This is a genomic window from Salicibibacter cibarius, assembly GCF_016495725.1.
In the GTDB taxonomy this organism is placed as follows: Bacteria; Bacillota; Bacilli; order Bacillales; family Marinococcaceae; genus Salicibibacter; species Salicibibacter cibarius.
This window is the reverse complement of record NZ_CP054705.1, coordinates 130,147-147,836: the sequence shown is the minus strand read 5'-3', so window position 1 is coordinate 147,836 and position 17,690 is coordinate 130,147. Positions and strand designations below refer to the sequence as shown.

Below are 17,690 nucleotides of genomic sequence, written 5' to 3'. Positions count from 1 at the left end.
CGGAAAGAGGAAGAGGATATTGAACTTATCGTGTTTTATTGCATTTGCGAACTCATTTGATTACCGTGCAACGCTTTGAATCCGCCAAACTCTATTCTGGCAGTTAAAAAAACTTATCTTTTATCCTTCCCGAAGGTAACCATTCATAAAATGCAAAAAGAGAGGCGGGCCTCTCTTTTCCATCTTTCTATACAGTTGAACACTTCTAGCGCCGCATTCCCCTTCAAAATCTCCGATTTAGTGGGGGTTAGGCGCTCTTTTTATTTCTTCTTCGCAATAAAAAAGATCTCTAACAGGACTAGTATCAGGAACTAAAGTTTGGTATAATGTATCTATCGTTTAAACGACCCACCTGCTAAAGCAGGTGGATTTGGACATAAATTGTCCGCGACTGAAAGTCGCATTTCAGACTGAAGTCTGCTGAAAGACCTTAAGCTCAAGCATACTGATTTTGACTGGAACTCAATCATCAATCCTGAATATATCGTTCCTCTTCTCGCTGGTCTGGTTTTCGATATAATTTCTAATGATTTCTTCCGTCACATTTCCTACTGTTGCACAAAAATATCCTCTCGCCCATAAGTGCTGACCCCAATATCTTTTCTTCAGGGCGGGGAATTCGTCTTGGATTAACCTTGATGATCTCCCTTTGAGATATTGCAATATCTTACTCGGTGCTATGCTCGGCGGACAGGACAATAATAAGTGAATATGGTCTTTCCCTACACTTCCTTGTACTATCGTGATCCCTCTCGCTTCACATCCTTGTCTGATTAGTTCCCTTACTCGGTGGGCAATGTCGCCACGTAACACATGATATCTATACTTTGTAACCCATATAATGTGGTATTTGATGTCATAGACCGCGTGGCTACTTCTTTTGTATTCATCCATACTCTCACCTCGGTTTAAGTATGGACATTCAAAGGCAAGGCTAAAAGCTTATACCGTCTAAAGACGGTGGAGTTAGACCACGCTTCTATAACATAAACACCGCCCAATGAAGAGGTACGGACTTTATATTCGTTCATTGATAATTGGATATATGGGGTTGTGCCGAAAATACGTTCGGCATGTAAAATATCCGGCGTTTAAAACCCTTGTTAGAAATAATAAGGTTCGCATTGTAGACAAAAGTTTCTATGCTGCGAATAAGAACATTCCGGAACTTGTCTTCATTCATTAGCCTAAATCTGGCGTAAAACTTCCCGAAGGGAATGACAATGCGAGAAATTGAGCTGTATTTAAGACAAGGGAGGCTCCATTAAAATCTTTGATTTAGGTGGAGAGGTTCACACAGTGTAAGTTATCGTCTCGACCTACCGCCTTTTTTATCGGATTGTTTTCGGAGGGTTGCCAGATTCTCTTCGCTATCTTTTAGAAAACGGTTCATCTTGTCTTCGAACGACACCTTTGGCTCCCGTTTTTTTCCTTGCTTGCTCTCTTGTGCCTTGCGGATCGATAGGCCGATTTTCCCGTCATCCCCGACTTTAAGCACTTTTACCGTAACGTCATCCCCAACCTTTATAAACTCATTGATATCCTTCACATATTGATCGGCGACTTCACTTATATGCACTAGGCCCGTTTTGCCCTCCGGTAAGTCTACAAACGCACCAAAGTGGGTGATGCCGGATACCTTACCCTGATACTTACTGCCTGTTTCAATCGACATTTTGCTAAATGCTCCTCCTTCATTTTTTTCAGCTTAAGGGTTCTTTTCCCCCTAAAATAGTTTAAGCATACACGATGATTATGTGACGGGTTAGAAAATCAGGGACCGGTTAGTCATCGTCGTCTTCGTCTTCATCCTCAGGTAATTGGTAAAGCGTTTCCCCTGGTTTGGACATATAATAGTCTTTGCGAGCGACTTCAGTAATGTATTCCTCGTCATTATAGTTCATGATTTCCCGTTCCAGATCGTTTTCATTCGCCTCGAGTTCTTCCAATTGCTCTTGCAGTTCGATTTTTTCGGCATTATTCGCTTGGATCATGCCGTATTGCGAAATAAGCCCGATGCCTGCGAAAACAACAACGATACTGGCCACGATCCCAATGACGGTTAGTCGCCGTCTTAATCCGCGCTTGCGTCGTTGTTCTCTTATCGCAAGCCGTTCTTGTTCTTTGTCGCTCATCTTTTTCCTGTTTAATGGTGTAACTTTGCGGTTTGGGGGTGTCCCGGACATTTGCCTTCCCTCCTCTTACGATTACAGGCAAAACGATTGCTCATCTCCCGGAAAACCAGTTTCTCAGACGCTTGCCCCAACAGGTCACCCGTGAAACAACACGGGGACCGCCCACAAGCCGATACAACGGCTGTAATAACCAAAGGCCGAGTTGATAGAGAAGCCATCTTATGCTGCGATAGACAATGATAAGCAATTGTTTTATTCCTTTGTATAACCATACCACAGGAGTCCACAAGAACAAATAGAAGATTTTCAAAATCATCGAATAAATTGTCTCTATAATTCTAATCAACACTTCCAGCACGCGTAAAAACAATGGACGAACGGTCTGCCAATAGATTAAAAAACCTAGCAAGATCGATAGAAAAACATAGATTCGCAAATCTCCAAGATTCATTTGAAACAAAACATAAAAAACGAGGATAGCCTGTACAACCCAAAAGAATAGATCGAATAACGCTTGCGGCCATTTTTTTCTGGCTTTACGCGGCAAACAGCGGTGATAAACATCAAGTTGGGCAGCAATAACAGCGCCGGTCATCAGCATAGCGAAAAACGTTTGGAACTGAACGTCAAGGGTCACTTGAACAACTTCCCGATAAAGCCTTTCGGTTTCCCGTGGCTTTGTTCATCAACGTAGATCAGGTCATCGATTTTGCCTTCGATCGAAACAAGACCTTCCTCCACGTTCAAGTTTTTCATATACAAGTCACTCCCCCGTACCGATAAATACCCCATGACGGTTTCGAGTAAAAATTCCCGGCTGTCAAAGCTCTCCACTTCTTTGACACCGCTAATTTCCAACGTCTTTCGCCCTTTTAGCACGATATCATGTTCATGGTTTGTGTTTTTATAGCGTTGGTTCGGCACATAGTCGCTCATAATCATCCCCCCAAGATGGCATTCATTGCCGTTAGTTTATGCACCATGAAGGGAAAAAAGAATTAGAAAACTTGGCTTTTCGCCAAGCTTTTATGGCGAAAAGCCTTAGTTGCACTTATGCAGGTAATAAAGTTGATTTTTACTTTCTTACCTGCCAAGTGTGAAAAAGCGCTTGTTCAGTTAATCATCTACTTTCGTTTCTTCCAGCGTCGTGTACAGGGATGTAGCTTCTCCTTTTTGCGCCGCGTTCTCCAGGCTTTCCACTCGTACTTTCACTATTTTTCTTCCATAACGAATGGTCACTTCGTCACCGGGCTTGACTTCCGTCCCGGCCTTGGCGATCTGTCCATTCACTTGCAAGCGTCCTGCACCGGCCACTTCTTTTGCAACCGTCCGCCTTTTAATGAGGCGAGAAACTTTTAAAAACTTATCAATCCGCATATCATCACCTTATATTCCTTTCTTTTTTGCTTCGTCCCAATAGCGATCCATTTCCGTTAAGTCCGAGGTTTCCGGCGTTTTGCCATTTGCTTTTAATTGCATTTCGATATATTGAAAACGGCGGATGAACTTTCGATTTGTCATCAGCAATGCTTCCTCAGGTTGAATATTGAAGGAACGTGCAAGATTAACAAGAATGAAAAGGACGTCGCCGAATTCTTTTTTCGCTTCTTCATCATTGTGTTCCTTCAAAGCTTCCTTCCACTCCGCGATCTCTTCTTCGAGTTTTTCCCACATCGGCGCTTCTTCGTGCCATTGGAATCCAGCCTTTGCCGTTTTTTTCTGGAGTTCAAATGCTGTCATCAGCGACGGCATTGAACGGGGAATGTTATCAAGAAGCGAAGCTGGCGTTTGGTCTTTTTTCTCCATTTCTTTTATTTTGTCCCAACGTAATTCAACGTCTTCGGCGCGATCCCCTTCTATTTTTTCATGAAAAACATGGGGGTGGCGACGAATCATTTTCTCCGTTAAGCCGGCAACGACATCAGCAATGTTGAAGTAACCTTCATCCTCGCCGATTTGCGCGTGCAGGAGCACTTGCAAAAGCACATCGCCAAGCTCTTCAACCAGATGATCATCATCTTCCTCATCAATCGCATCAAGCACCTCGTACGCTTCTTCAAGCAAAAATCGCTTCAATGTAACATGGGTCTGCTTACGATCCCATGGGCAGCCGTTAGGACCTCGCAATACGCGAATGACGTCCCGAAGTCGCGTGAACGTATGGCGCAAATAGCTTTCATCCGGCGCCGGCGGGACGTAAAGCACCGTAAGATTGCTAACGTTCATCTCCCGATCAAGCGCATAAAGCGGAAGCGTCGCCATTTCCTCGTCAGGGCTTCCCGCTGCTTTCACCAACGTCACCTCGTAATCATCGGGGAAGTGCTCCATTAACGTCAGCTTCACTTCCGAAGCAATGAAGCCATCGTACAGTTGCGAAATGATCAAATGCTGGGTTAATGAAAGGTCATCTGCTGTAAAATTCGTCGCATCAAGCAATTGAAATCCATCATTCGGATCGATACGAAGGGCCGAAAAAACAGGGTCCAAAAAACTTGCCCCGCCAATAATATTCACGCTAACCCGGCCCTCGGCTTCCGCAGCAAGCAAACGTTGCACTGTCTCTTCCGCAACGAGCGGGTGGCCCGGGACGACGTAACGGATGCCTTCCCCGGAGGACCCCGCGGCCGCACCGAGCAGTGCCTCCGCAATTTCCTCGTAAATCGGCGGAAATGATTCATGCGCCTCGTAAATGGCATCAAACGACGCAAATTCCAACCCCTCGGATTGCAATTCAGCAATTACAGGGTGATGTGTTGTACGCGCGTACACCTTTTTCTCATCTTTTAGCCGTTTATACACGTCCAACGTCAGTTTTCCGAGTCCCCCCGGACCCAACCCTATAATTTCAATTTCAGGTTTTATCGTTTCATTCACGACGTAACGCCCCTCTTTCAATCAAACTTCCTGACGAACAGTATAGCACACCCGGGTACAGCGGCTAAAAACAATCCATACTAACTTGTCAGCTCCTTTTTCCGGGTTGGGGCTTCGTGGCCGCTTCATGGATGGTGACTGGAATGGAGCGGTTCCTCTAGGGCCGGGCTTCATGGCCCGAGTTGGAACGCGTCCACTAAGGCAATTCCATATACGCCGAACCGGTCGTATCCGCCCCCAAAATATCTTCCATTAGAGATAAAGCGCGCGCATTTGATTCTTTGTAATTGGAAGCCGTACAATCTTTTGGCACAAAAATACCGTACCCCCGCATGTAAGCATCATTAGCCGTAAAATGGATGCACTTATCGCCTGCCACGCCGGCGATAATAATGTTTTGCACTTTTAGTTGCTTAAGTAACAGCGACAACTGTGTTTCAAAAAAACCGGAAAACTGTGGCTTCAGTATGAAATAGTCATCCTCTTTCGGCAAAACCATTTCTGACATTTTCTTTCCTTTTGAACCCTCCTCGGTACAGAATTTCACAACTCCGTGAAAACTTTTTTTCCATTGCCCATAATTGTCATTGACATAAATGACAGGAAGGTTTCGCTCCTTCGCCTTTTCCTTCAATTTTTTTGCCTGTTTGGCCGCTTCTTCTCCCTGCGGGCGCAACAATTCGCCTTCCGGAAAATCTAGATTATTGATAAAATCAATAAGCAGTAACGCGGTTTCTGATTGTTTTTGCATGGACATGGATACCCCTCCTTATTATCCTTTCCCCTTGCGGCAAACGATCAATCTTATACGAGGGAGACAAAAAATGAGCATTTATACAAGAACCGGCGATGACGGGGATACGGGCATTGTCGGGGGACGCACCTCAAAATCAAGTGTACAAGTCGAGGCTTACGGAACCATCGAGGAAGCCAACAGCTTCATCGGAGTGGCAACCGCATTCTTAACGGAAAAAAAGATCGCTTACAAAGTAAACGAAACTATGGTGACGGTCCTCGAGGAACACATTGATTTCTATAATGAAGTAACGTCCGCGTTGGAACGTTTTATCTTACCCGGGGGGACGCCGGCCGCAGCCTATCTTCACGTGGCACGTACGGTTGTCCGGCGGGCAGAACGACGGGTGGTTCAATTGGCAAATGAAACGGGTGTCAACTCGTACGTACGCCAATACCTAAACCGTCTAGCCGACTATTTATTTGTCATTTGCCGCATCGTAAATGCTCGCGCCGGCCAACCCGATATCGAATACGAACGCGGAGAAAAAGTATTCAGGAACGTTGGCCGGGAGGAAGAATGACGACGGGCGAGGCACATGAATGTTTCTGTGGCGTGAGGGCTTTCGGGAATCATAGGCGCTTTCATGACGACCGTAACGAGTGGCTGTTGGCAATTTTGAGCTTCATGGCTGCTTCATGGCGACCGAAACGAGCGACGGTTGGCTTTTTCGGGCTTCATGGCTGCTTCATGGCGACCGAAACGAGCGACGGTTGGCTTTTTCGGGCTTCATGGCTGCTTCATGGCGACTGAAACGAGCGACGGTTGGCTTTTTCGGGCTTCATAACTGCTTCATGGCGACTGAAACGAGTGACGGTTGGCTTTTTCGGGCTTCATGGCTGCTTCATGGCGACTGAAACGAGCGACGGTTGGCTTTTTCGGGCTTCATAACTGCTTCATGGCGACTGAAACGAGTGACGGTTGGCTTTTTCGGGCTTCATAACTGCTTCATGGCGACTGAATCAAGCAGCTGATGACGAATTCGGGTTTCATGGATGCGAACACTACTCAAGCGGGTCCTTTCACCGATCATATTGCCGCTTGGTCTTCTTCGAATGTTATTTAATAGGTTTGCACGATCACAATATTCCCCGCCTATTCCTTCAACTTTTTAACCTCATCGATGTTCAATCCTGTTTTCTCAGAGATAATTTCCGGAGAGAGGATATCAAGGAGCGATTTTTCCAATTTAATCCTCTCATCTTGTCTCTTTTTTTCGATCGCTTCCTGTTCATAGCCTAGATCTTCTAAACGCTTGATTGCTTGTCGAGTGACCACTTCTTTCTTTCGCTCGTCAAAATAGGTGGGGCCCAATTCCCGATAGGGTTCCCTCCGTTGCATCATATGGTTAGCGCTCGTCAAAATCGAATGGGCAACGGCGACGGCGCCTCGATTCTTCCCTCGGCGTGCAGCAATTCGATGGTATTGGGAAGACAAGTAGGTGTCTTTGGTTCTTGCTACGGCGCGGGCGGCTTCTGTAAGGGCGGATTTTAACTTTTTGTTGCCCTTCTTGGTTTTACCTGACTTTCGTTTTCCGGCACTTTCATGGTTCCCTGGAGCGATCCCGGCCCATGAGCATAAATGAGCGGCCGATGGAAATCGGCTCATGTCGTTGCCGATGTCAGCGATGATCGCCTTAAAGTGAAATAAAGACCACCCCTTCCCCGGGTGGTCTTCACAATCGGTTACGTCGTCGTTTTTTCTTTTTCAAAGGTAGGTTGTGGTTCGATCGGCTTAATCCCTTCCCGGTTCGCGAGAAATTCCGGACGTGGCTTCGTATTGCCGAATGGTTCTTCCAGTTGGTTATGGATCGAGTTAAACACGAAGAACGCGTTGCTTCTCGGTAATGGGGAAATATTGCCGGCAGAACCGTGCATCGTGTTGCTTTCGAAAAAGAGGACCATACCTGCTTTTCCGGTGGCTGTTTCGATACGTTTTCCTGCTTTTTCAAAAAGTTGCGTTAAACTTTCTTGATCGGGAATACCTAGCTCTTGTTTTTGCAAGGATTGTTTGTGATTATTCTCCGGCGTTTCCCCCGGGCAAGATACAAACCATTGATGGGAACCGGGGATGAGCATTAAAGGTCCATTATATTCGTAATTATCGGTTAATATGATTGAGCAGCTTACCGCTCTCGGTTTTGGCATCCCATCTTCCACGTGCCAAGTTTCAAAATCCGAATGCCAATAAAACTCTTTGCCGCTAAAACCCGGCTTGAAGTTAATACGGGATTGATTAATATATACATCACTGCCGAGCAATTGGCGTGCAGCTTTTACAATGTGCTCATTGGAAGCCAGTCTCCTAAAAAAATCATTGTTTTTATGCACTTCGAAGATGGATCGGACTTCATCGCCTTCCGGTTCAGTAACGACGGTATCCGACTTTTCCCCTTTGGCATTTTCCAACGTCTGTTTCAGTTGTTCAGCCATAATATCCACTTCATCTTCCGAAAACACATCGTTTAGCATGAGAAAACCGTTCTCCTCGTAAGCGTCGAGATCAGAAGCGTTAAGTGGTCCATCAAACTGCCCTCGATTATGAATGACCGGATCTTCGCGCTTCATTAGTTTAGCACCGCTTCCTACTCTTGACGGATAAAAATCTGTACGCATCTGAAACACTCCTTCATTCATTGGTTTAGTTTGATTAACGGTGAACCTCTCCATCTAAATCAAAGATTTTGATGGAGCATCCCTTACCTTAAATACAGCACAAACAAAAGCGGACTAAGCCCCCTTCGGCGACTCTAATGCTTTCGCAAGGCTAATTAATGAAGACAAAGTCGTATATGTCCTTTTTGCCACTTCAGGTACTTTTGCCTGAAGGGACAACCATTTCGTTTCCGACATGGATTTTTGGATGCCACGAACAAAATATCGCGCGCCGATGTTGTATGACGCTGATAAATCGGCATGGTAGACTTTGCCCGTTGTAAACGTGGCAAGGTCTTTTTTCATATTACGTTCCACTTTTCCGGAACCATCATACGCCAAGGCACTTGTATACCGAGCATTCACTCTCGACATACGCATACCAAGATAATGCGCCATTTCCGTTACTTTGTTCTGAATCCCTTTCTTTCGCCAATAACGGAGTTTAAAACGAAGTTTCTTTGCGCCCCAAAACCCTTTCGGCGTCTTCATCTTATCTAGGTATTCAAAAACAATGACATCGCATTCATTCTCGCTCGCAAATGTAACAATGTCATGCGACGTATCATTCACGATGTGTTTTTGAAGCCCATTGATACGACGCCAATAATTCGGCGCAGCAATCCAACCCGACGTCCGTTGTTCTTTGCGTAGTTTGTTCGTCAACGTATATAACCGGTCTTTTTCTTTTGGCTGGTTAATAAACTTACGAGCCAAGACAGTGCCTTTTATATCCATGACCGAACAAACCGCAGAGTTGTTGATGCCAAGGTCTATCGCACATATTTTTTGGCCGTTGATTTTTGTCTTATTTAATGTCACTTTGGATTGATAACTAATATTCAGGAAATACTTTTTTCCGACTTTAACAAGCGTAGGGTTGTTTTCTTTCCAATCCCAAACGCCACGTTTATATAAATCTTGGTCTTTAAAGGTGATATCTACCCAGACCCAATCATTGTTATGAAAAATTTTGATTTGAGCTGTTGTATCCGATGTTCTCTTAAACATATTCCCGCGATAAAACACCGGGAATTCCTTGTGTTTTAATTGTAACCTCGGAGGGTTCTTTTTAAATTTTTTCCCCTCGGAAAGAGCAATTGCCTTCTCTTCTTCCCAGTTACGCAGATTGGAGCGATAACTTTTCACTTTCCCGAAAGCCGAAGCAATGGCGCTTCTTCGAAAATACGAAGGAAACTTATAAAAACGAGCGCTAAATGCTTGGTACTTCGGATGAGGGTTTGATTTAGTCGTATGAATGAGCCTTTCCACCGAAGGAACGATAGACTTCGTCGTCATTCCATCAAGGTTATCGAATTTTTTATCTATCACTTCGATAATATAAGCCAGTGCGTCGTTGTAGATATCCAGCGTTGCGTCAAAGATACGAGAGTGATTCGTAATCTTGTGCGATAACGTTTTGGCTATGTTCATCATCAAACCCTCCTTCCAAACGTTTTCAAAGGTTATTTATAACGGAAACGTTTGTTTGATTTTATTATACCTTACCCTTTATGCAAAGTCTAATCTTATACTTAACCAATATGATTTTAAAAATAAATTGATCAAGACCTTAGCGCCTAACCCCCATCAAAGATTTTGAAGGGGAATGCGGCGCTAACTTTTTTGTTCAATGCCCATGTTAACGAGTAAGAATCCTAAGCGCAAACGACTTATAAACGATGTGCCGCTTCCTATCAACATCAGAAAATCTGTGAAATTTTGTGATCAAAATCAGCCCATTTTTTCAGCTTATTCCTTTTTCTAGCAGTGGCTAACGCCCTTCTTTTTTATCCTAATGGTTGTACAATTATTTTTTGTCTTGTATAATCCATATGTACTAGGCTTAAAGAATTATTTGAGAAGGAGATATAATGAAACATATTACAAATGAACTTTTATTAGAATCATACGAATTAGCGAAAGGCAATGATTTCGATCAAGTTTTTTTGTTGCTGCTTGAAACGGAAATTCGCAAACGCACGGAACATACACAACGATTTTGGCCAACCAATAGTAAAGCGCCCCGCAAGGCGCTTAATTCGAATGCTCGGATACTTCTACCGAGATGACGTGCTCCTTATAAAAGGAAACGCCGTTTTTGTTGTACGTACCGCTTTCTCCCATAAATTCGTTTTTGACTTCGTTTTCATTTTCGCCTTCTTCTTCCATATGAATCACATGTCCATTTTTCAACGAAACTTTAACATCAAAGGTTGGCAACATTCTCATCCCTTCCGTTTTAGAAAACTTGGCTTTTCGCCAAGCTTTTATGGCGAAAGCCTTAGCCCAACTTATATAGGTAAGAAAGTTGATTTTTACTTTCTTACCTACCAAGATATCATTATTTACCCATATGTAGCATTCGCCAAACGCTTCATGATACTTTCCATTTCCACACACTCCCTCTTCCCAAAATGAATAATACTGTGATATGCTTGCGATGAATCAAGAATTTAAATAAATTGCGAAATTGCGCTAAACCTTATGGAAAAGAAAGGAGATGAAAAAAAGAAAAAGTACTGCCACCTGTTTCTTTGCATATGAATAGTGAGAATAATTAAAGAGATGAAGGAGGATTAAAATGCTCATTTATACAAAAGGCCGCGAACTGATCGAGAAAGACCTCGCTGAACAGGAAAAGGCGGAAGCAGGTGAAAACAAAGCGCATGAAATAAAAACGGAGCCTAAACAACAGAAAAAGAAATTCAGACGCTTTTTCCGCAAAATGTGAAATAAACTTGATGAGGTGGACTCAGTTAACCCTAATAAGCTGATCCATATACAGAACATTTCCTTCGCAGGCACACTGGTTCTACCTCATCACCCATACGATTTTTCAACATTTAAATGTCTTAATATTATAAATATAAATGTGTAAAGCAGGCTCATAGACGAGCCTGCTTCGAGTATGATATTTGGGGTCAATCCTTATGTCATAATACCGGAACAGCCGGCATCTTCTAAAGCGTCTCCGGCTGTTTTTTTCCTATCTAGTAAAAATAAGAAGCCAGGTTTGATCCCTCATGGCGATGTTTATTGCTCCATTTGTCTCGCGAGAAATCCGGCAGCGGTCTCAATGAGTGTACGGGCAACTTGTTCATCCGGCGCTTTGTCTTTAGCCACCATGACAACCGCTCCAATCGGGTCGCCATTTGCAATAATCGGGGCAACGACGTACCCTTGCATCGCATCACGGTGATCACTAACAAGGTTATATTCCCCATGTTCAAATTCTGCCATCGTTTGTCTTTTGTTTATTGCTGACTCAACGACGTCACCAATACTTTTGTGGGCGTAATCCTTCTTGGATCCTCCGGATACGGCAATGTAAGAATCACGGTCGGCAACAAGAATCGGATGTCCCAAGCTGTCATACAAAGCTTCGGCATATTCCTTCGCAAAATCACCGAGTTCGGAGATCGGGGAGTATTTCTTTAAAATTACTTCCCCATCTCGATCGACAAAAATTTCCAACGGGTCGCCTTCACGTATTCTAAGCGTTCGCCTTATTTCTTTCGGGATGACCACACGGCCCAAATCATCAATTCGACGGACAATACCAGTAGCTTTCATGCTGATGCCTCTCTTTCCTAGATGAATTTTCTTTTAGTGACCAAACTTGCCTGCTTTACGTGATTACTGGTAGTATCCGTCATCCAAAAAAGAACTATTCACCCATCATCAAAGAAATTTAACATACCGGCACCCGCCACTAGCAAAATCAGCAATGGAAGTGGGTATCCATCCATTCACGAAGAAACCGACTCTGACATATAGTCTTTCCTTACTTCCGGAATCCGGGCGAGAATTCGTTCGAGCAAAGAGACGTAAACCGCCGAGGATAAACGTTTGGCATGGATGATCAGCTTAATTTTCTTTCCTTCGGTCCCGACAACGACATCTCTGCCCAATTCATTGACGAATTTAAAGAGCAAGGCTCCGTCGATGACATTTGAGGTTTCCTCCGAGAGCATGATTGTGCATTTGCCGCTACTTTCCGATATCGCCTCTACCCCTTCCTGTTGGGCAAATAGCTTAATCCTCGAAATCGAGAACAGGGCACGAACTTCATCCGGATATTCACCGAAACGGTCAATCATTTCATCGTGTAAATCGCTTAAGTCATCAAACGTCTCTACGCCGCGAAAACGTTTGTACATTTCAATTTTTTGTTTGGCGTCTTTAATATAATCTTCCGGAATATAAGCTTCCACTTTCACATCCAGTTCAATATCGGAATGTTTCGTTTCCACTTTTTCCTGTACCCCTTTGCGGTTATCAATCGCTTCTTTCAGCATTTGCGAATACATGTCAAAACCGACGGAGTCGATATAACCATGTTGCTCAGCTCCCAACAAGTTTCCGGCTCCCCGGATCGATAAGTCCCGCATAGCGATTTTAAACCCAGACCCAAGCTCCGTAAATTCTTTAATCGCTTGCAAGCGTTGCTCCGCAACTTCCGTAAGCACTTTATCCCGCTGATACGAAAAATAGGCATAAGCGACTCGATTCGAGCGACCGACACGGCCACGGATTTGATACAGCTGGGAAAGCCCCATACGATCCGCATGATTGATAATTAAGGTGTTAACATTCGGGATGTCCACACCGGATTCAATAATCGTTGTCGTTACCAATACATCTTTATGCCCTTCGAGAAAATCGATCATGACTGCTTCCAATTCTTGCTCCTGCATTTGGCCATGGGCATAGGACACTTCGGCCTCGGGAACGAGCATGGAAATCTGCTCGGTCATTCGCTCAATATTATCTACACGATTGTGCAAAAAGAACACTTGCCCTCCGCGGCCTAATTCACGTTCAATCGCTTCCTTGACGAGCGACGGGTTATATTCCAACACATACGTTTGCACAGGAAAACGATTTTCCGGAGGCGTTTCGATAAGCGATAAATCACGTACCCCGAGCATGGACATATGAAGGGTTCGCGGAATCGGTGTCGCGGTTAGTGTAAGCACATCAATATTGGCGCGCAATTGCTTGATTTTTTCTTTGTGTGTCACGCCAAAACGTTGTTCTTCATCGACGATCAGCAAGCCGAGATCTTTAAATTGAACGTCTTTGGACAGCAGCCGATGGGTCCCGATCACCAAATCGAGTCCGCCGGTTTTTAAAGACCGGAGAGTTTCCGTTTGTTGCTTGCGCGTGCGAAAACGGTTAAGAAGCCCGATGTTGATGGGATAATCGGAAAAACGTTCGGAAATTGTGTCAAAATGCTGTTGGGCAAGAATCGTCGTCGGGACGAGCAACGCCACTTGTTTCCCATCCATGATCGCTTTGAAAGCCGCGCGGATGGCCACTTCCGTTTTCCCATAACCGACATCCCCGCATAGCAGGCGATCCATCGGACGCTCCCGCTCCATGTCTTCTTTTATTTCGTTAATGGCTTTTAACTGATCCTCTGTTTCCTGGTAAGGAAAAGATGCTTCAAAATCTCGTTGCTCCTGCTGATCCCCTGAAAAAGCATACCCTTGTGAAGCCTCGCGCTCGGCATACAGCTTGACGAGATCGTCAGCAATATCCTCAACGGACGACTGTACCTTCCGCTTGACTTTTTTCCAACTTTGCCCTCCAAGTTTATAAATTTTCGGATCTTTATCTTCGGAACCGACATATTTTTGCACTTGATCAATCTGTTCGACCGGAACGTATAATTTGTCATTGCCTGCGTAAGAAATATGGATATAATCCTGATTCAATCCATTGACAGCCAGTGTTTCCACACCTAAGTACTTGCCAATTCCATGATCAACATGAACAACAAGATCTCCGACGTGTAGCTCGGAATAACTCTTAATCCGTTCTGCATTCGATAATTTTTGTTGTTTTCGCTTACGGGTGACTTTCTTTGTAAACGTCTCCCGTTCCGTTACGATGGCAAGTTGATCGAAGGGAAGTTCAAAACCGTTGTGTAAATCCCCTTCCATGATATACGCACGCCTGCTTTGCAATTCCGTGTCACGCGACACCCATTCCGCATCAATCTTATAATCGCTTAAGATATGTTGCAAACGACGGCCACGCTCTTCATCGGCTGCAACGAAAACAACCGTAAAATCCCCCCGCATCCATCGTTCCATCTCTCCCTGCAACACTGGCATCTGTCCGTGAAATTGTTGCATGGCTTTACAATTAACATTAACGATGTTTTGCGGTTGCGTCGCCGGAACACTTCGCAAAAACAATGAGAAATAGACGATTTGTTGTTGAATCGCCTGCAGCACATCTTGGAAAGATTCAGACACACGTATCCCGCGCGGGGCATCCCCTTGTTCCAATAATGCCATTTGCCAATTTGCTTCTTCTTGATCCAATTGTTCTGCTGTTTCTTGAACACGGCTAATTTCATCGATCATTACAAGCGCATTCTCAGGCAAATAGTCCACAAGCGTGTTTGCTTCCGTATAAAAATACGTCATGTATTTGTATAAGCCTTGAAAGCGAATCTGTTCGTTTAACAGATCACGCTCCTGCGACAATTTTTGCTGCAAGAGGTCCTTTGTTTCCGCGTCTTTTACCTGTTTAATGGTCTCGTCCAAATTTGCGTCCAGTTTCTCGTTCGCGCGTTGCCAGTGTTCATCAAACAAAACAACCTCATCTGCCGGGCCGATCTGAACATGACGAATTTTTTCCAACGAACGTTGATCTTCCGCATTAAAGTAACGAATGGATTCAATTTCGGTATCAAACAAGTCAATACGGAGTGGATGTTGTTCGGTTAGCGGATAAACATCGATGATTCCGCCGCGCACACTAAATTCCCCCGGAGCGGAAACCATGTCAACACGTGAATACCCCATTGAAGCAAAGCGTTTTAACAAATCATCCACGTCCAGATCATCTTGCTCATGAAGGGATAGTTGGCTCTTTCCCCAAACCGCTTTTGGCGGCAACAATCGCTTGAGCCCCGCCATTGGCACGATAACCACCCCTTGAAAATCAGCAAAAAGCGCATTCATGACCTCCATGCGTTGTGCTCTCATCTCCGGACTGGCAACCGCAATTTCCGCGGATATCAATTCGTTCACGGGGTATAAATAGACATTTTCCTCTCCAAGTAAATCACTTAAGTCCTCTTGCCATTTTTGCGCTTGCAATAAATTATAGGTGACAAGCACTTGCGGCTTTCGCCCCAAATGATAAAGCGCAGATGATAGGATCGTTTTCGCCGAACCGCTCAATCCCGTCAACAGTTGTTCGTGTAATCCGTTTTCCAAACCTTCCTCTATGCTTTGAATATGCTTATTTTCCATTAACTTCTGTGTAATCGCCTTCATGAGCACGACTCCTCCCCTGCTACAACTCATTTCTTTTCAGTATGGCGAGATCGAAACCACATGATGATTCACTCATCTATTTATTTTTCAAACTATTCTTAAACGCATCTCCCCGTGAATCTCCTCCTGAACACCCGAAAAAGCTCTGGAGGATGTCCAAAGCCTTTCTTTCGCGTTATCTAATGAACCCAACGCTGTTGCTCATGAAGCTCAGGGTTTAGTGCTGTTGCTTCGTGACAGGATTCACAAAGAATGTCCATATGAACATGACCCGCCTGATCCACATGCATCATTTCTTCTTGGTCTTGCCGGGAGAGGACATCGAATCCGAGATCCCGCTGTTTTGCTTCGGATGTTGAAATTGTGCCCATCTCTGTTCCGCATTGCCTGCAATGGTAATAAATGGCCATCACCAGCCGCTCTCCTTTCCATTCACACTTATCCATAGTGTCAACGATTGAAAACGGAGATATACTAATCAGATGTGGGAAGTGAGAGGTTGGAGGTGAGAAGAAACCTTACAGCCTTCGCTTAATTAAATTGGTTCATGACGTGATCGAAATCTTTTTCCAGCCAATTGTTGCAAGCTTTTGTGACATGCCGGCGCACTTGCTCGATTTCAGAACGCTCTTCTTTGGTAAAACGATCAAGCACATGCGCCGTTACCGACTTCCCTTCGGGCGGGCGTCCTATGCCAATACGCGCACGATTAAATGTTTTCGTGCCCACATGCTCGATAATGGAACGAAGGCCATTGTGCCCCCCATGTCCACCTGTTTTTCGAAACTTCGCCGTCCCGACAGGTAAATCAAGTTCATCATAAATGATGAGGACATTCGCGGGATCAATGTCAAAATAATTGATAACCGCTTGAACAGATTGCCCTGAGCGGTTCATATACGTTAACGGCTTCAATAACGAAATACGTTCTCCGTTAATGGTCCCTTCATTATATTCCCCGTGAAACGTCTTATGTTTTTTTAGCTTGATGTCCAATTCTTTCGCGAGATCATCTATCACCATAAACCCAATGTTGTGGCGGGTCTTCGTATATTTTAACCCGGGATTGCCGAGTCCAACAAGTACTTTCAAATGTAAACCTCCTTTAAAGGAGCTACGGAAAAAGGTAGAAAAAATGGTGGTAGAAAAACTTGACTTATCGCCAAGGATGGCGAAAGTCAAAGTCTTTTCTTATACTATCATCCGAACAATTTATACATTCTGATAGTGTAAAAAAGGCATAACCTTTAGGCTATGCCCTTCCAATCCGCACATCTTATTCTTCGTTTTCGTCTTCTTTGCTGTCAACGAGCTCAGGCTCTTGTTCTTCGTCGCCTTCAGATTCAGGCTCCTCTTCTGTCGGCGGAAGCACGGAAACGATCGTTTCTTCCGCTTCACTGCTGAATTCAAAGTTTTGGCCTGCTTTTAAGTCGCCTACTAAGATCGAGTCATTAATGCCGAGCTCACTGATATCGACATCAATTTGTTCCGGAATATCCCTCGGAAGCGCGCGAACCGAGACTGTATAGAGCATGTGGGAAAGCACTCCACCTTCGGATTCACCCGGCGCATCCCCAACGAGGTTGACAGCGACATCAGCATCCATCTCGGAGGTCATGTCCACTTCAAAAAAATCAATGTGTGTGTTATGCCCTTTGATTACATCTTTTTGCAAATCATGTACCATCACTTGATGTTTGCTGCCATTATCGACTGTCAAATCGATAATGCCATTCCATCCCACCTGGCGCAATGTCTTTGTGAATGCAATGCTCGGAACATAGACAGGTGTACTATCTGTCTTCTTTCCATACAATACCGCCGGCACATAGCCTTCGGCCCTTAACTTACGCGTTTCGGAACGACGCAAATCTTCTCTTTTATTCGCTTCTAATGTTGCCATACTTTCACCTCATCTATTTTTCAATAG

Annotated in this window: 19 protein-coding genes and 1 pseudogene; 3 read left to right on the top strand and 17 right to left on the bottom strand. The window is 44.4% G+C overall.

The window, feature by feature from the left end; genetic code table 11:
• Positions 1-462 precede the first annotated feature (462 nt).
• From tnpA to HUG15_RS00715, 8 genes are all read right to left on the bottom strand, one after another.
• Entirely contained in the window at positions 463-894 is a 432-nt protein-coding gene (tnpA, locus tag HUG15_RS00750; RefSeq protein ID WP_200123369.1) for an IS200/IS605 family transposase, read from the bottom strand.
• A 412-nt stretch (positions 895-1,306) separates the two neighbouring features.
• Positions 1,307-1,675 (bottom strand): S1 RNA-binding domain-containing protein, encoded by a 369-nt coding sequence (locus HUG15_RS00745; RefSeq protein WP_200126359.1) that lies wholly within the window; start codon positions 1,673-1,675, stop codon positions 1,307-1,309.
• Between the two features lie 109 nt (positions 1,676-1,784).
• Positions 1,785-2,186 carry a septum formation initiator family protein gene (locus HUG15_RS00740; protein ID WP_200126357.1) on the bottom strand — a complete coding sequence of 134 codons (402 nt, stop codon included), beginning with the start codon at positions 2,184-2,186 and terminating at the stop codon, positions 1,785-1,787.
• A gap of 40 nt (positions 2,187-2,226) precedes the next feature.
• Positions 2,227-2,772 (bottom strand): spore cortex biosynthesis protein YabQ, encoded by a 546-nt coding sequence (yabQ, locus tag HUG15_RS00735; RefSeq protein ID WP_200126355.1) that lies wholly within the window; start codon positions 2,770-2,772, stop codon positions 2,227-2,229.
• On the bottom strand, positions 2,769-3,071 hold the full coding sequence (gene yabP / locus HUG15_RS00730) for a sporulation protein YabP (protein WP_200126353.1): 303 nt from the start codon (positions 3,069-3,071) through the stop codon (positions 2,769-2,771). Before yabP ends, yabQ begins: the two co-directional genes overlap by 4 nt.
• A gap of 180 nt (positions 3,072-3,251) precedes the next feature.
• A complete protein-coding gene (locus HUG15_RS00725) occupies positions 3,252-3,512 on the bottom strand; it encodes an RNA-binding S4 domain-containing protein (protein WP_200126351.1) in 261 nt (86 codons plus the stop codon).
• Between the two features lie 9 nt (positions 3,513-3,521).
• Positions 3,522-4,997: a bifunctional methyltransferase/pyrophosphohydrolase YabN gene (gene yabN, locus HUG15_RS00720; protein WP_200128789.1), complete on the bottom strand. Its 1,476-nt coding sequence runs from the start codon at positions 4,995-4,997 to the stop codon at positions 3,522-3,524.
• A 208-nt stretch (positions 4,998-5,205) separates the two neighbouring features.
• A complete protein-coding gene (locus HUG15_RS00715; RefSeq protein WP_200126349.1) occupies positions 5,206-5,766 on the bottom strand; it encodes a cysteine hydrolase family protein in 561 nt (186 codons plus the stop codon).
• A gap of 67 nt (positions 5,767-5,833) precedes the next feature.
• Here HUG15_RS00715 and HUG15_RS00710 point away from each other — a divergent pair, with 67 nt between their 5' ends.
• Positions 5,834-6,328: a cob(I)yrinic acid a,c-diamide adenosyltransferase gene (locus HUG15_RS00710; protein WP_200126347.1), complete on the top strand. Its 495-nt coding sequence runs from the start codon at positions 5,834-5,836 to the stop codon at positions 6,326-6,328.
• A 707-nt stretch (positions 6,329-7,035) separates the two neighbouring features.
• On the opposite strand, the pseudogene HUG15_RS00700 reads toward HUG15_RS00710, so the two are convergent.
• The 3 genes and pseudogenes from HUG15_RS00700 to HUG15_RS00690 all read right to left on the bottom strand — a co-directional run.
• Positions 7,036-7,437, bottom strand: a pseudogene (locus HUG15_RS00700) (transposase); the annotation flags it as partial.
• Between the two features lie 53 nt (positions 7,438-7,490).
• A complete protein-coding gene (gene thpD, locus HUG15_RS00695) occupies positions 7,491-8,420 on the bottom strand; it encodes an ectoine hydroxylase (RefSeq protein ID WP_200128788.1) in 930 nt (309 codons plus the stop codon).
• A gap of 114 nt (positions 8,421-8,534) precedes the next feature.
• Positions 8,535-9,893, bottom strand: coding sequence for an RNA-guided endonuclease TnpB family protein (locus tag HUG15_RS00690; RefSeq protein ID WP_200126343.1), 1,359 nt, complete (start codon positions 9,891-9,893; stop codon positions 8,535-8,537).
• Between the two features lie 440 nt (positions 9,894-10,333).
• Here HUG15_RS00690 and sda point away from each other — a divergent pair, with 440 nt between their 5' ends.
• Positions 10,334-10,531 (top strand): sporulation histidine kinase inhibitor Sda, encoded by a 198-nt coding sequence (sda, locus tag HUG15_RS23570; protein WP_200126341.1) that lies wholly within the window; start codon positions 10,334-10,336, stop codon positions 10,529-10,531.
• On the opposite strand, the gene HUG15_RS00680 is transcribed toward sda, so the two are convergent.
• The gene (locus HUG15_RS00680) at positions 10,497-10,685 is read right to left on the bottom strand and encodes a hypothetical protein (RefSeq protein ID WP_211202316.1); all 189 of its coding nucleotides are present in this window, start codon (positions 10,683-10,685) and stop codon (positions 10,497-10,499) included. The two genes, sda and HUG15_RS00680, sit on opposite strands and share 35 nt — an antisense overlap.
• 358 nt (positions 10,686-11,043) lie before the next feature.
• Here HUG15_RS00680 and HUG15_RS00675 point away from each other — a divergent pair, with 358 nt between their 5' ends.
• Positions 11,044-11,193: a hypothetical protein gene (locus tag HUG15_RS00675; protein ID WP_200126337.1), complete on the top strand. Its 150-nt coding sequence runs from the start codon at positions 11,044-11,046 to the stop codon at positions 11,191-11,193.
• A 302-nt stretch (positions 11,194-11,495) separates the two neighbouring features.
• Here HUG15_RS00675 and spoVT read toward each other — a convergent pair whose 3' ends face one another.
• The 5 genes from spoVT to HUG15_RS00650 all read right to left on the bottom strand — a co-directional run bounded on the left by spoVT (position 11,496) and on the right by HUG15_RS00650 (position 17,663).
• A complete protein-coding gene (gene spoVT, locus HUG15_RS00670; protein ID WP_281393577.1) occupies positions 11,496-12,035 on the bottom strand; it encodes a stage V sporulation protein T in 540 nt (179 codons plus the stop codon).
• Between the two features lie 176 nt (positions 12,036-12,211).
• Positions 12,212-15,760, bottom strand: coding sequence for a transcription-repair coupling factor (mfd, locus tag HUG15_RS00665; protein ID WP_200126335.1), 3,549 nt, complete (start codon positions 15,758-15,760; stop codon positions 12,212-12,214).
• A 179-nt stretch (positions 15,761-15,939) separates the two neighbouring features.
• Positions 15,940-16,170, bottom strand: a complete 231-nt coding sequence (locus HUG15_RS00660) for an anti-sigma-F factor Fin (RefSeq protein WP_200126333.1) — start codon at positions 16,168-16,170, stop codon at positions 15,940-15,942.
• A gap of 121 nt (positions 16,171-16,291) precedes the next feature.
• Positions 16,292-16,852: an aminoacyl-tRNA hydrolase gene (gene pth / locus HUG15_RS00655; RefSeq protein ID WP_200126331.1), complete on the bottom strand. Its 561-nt coding sequence runs from the start codon at positions 16,850-16,852 to the stop codon at positions 16,292-16,294.
• A 184-nt stretch (positions 16,853-17,036) separates the two neighbouring features.
• On the bottom strand, positions 17,037-17,663 hold the full coding sequence (locus tag HUG15_RS00650; protein ID WP_200126329.1) for a 50S ribosomal protein L25/general stress protein Ctc: 627 nt from the start codon (positions 17,661-17,663) through the stop codon (positions 17,037-17,039).
• Between the last annotated feature and the right edge of the window lie 27 nt (positions 17,664-17,690).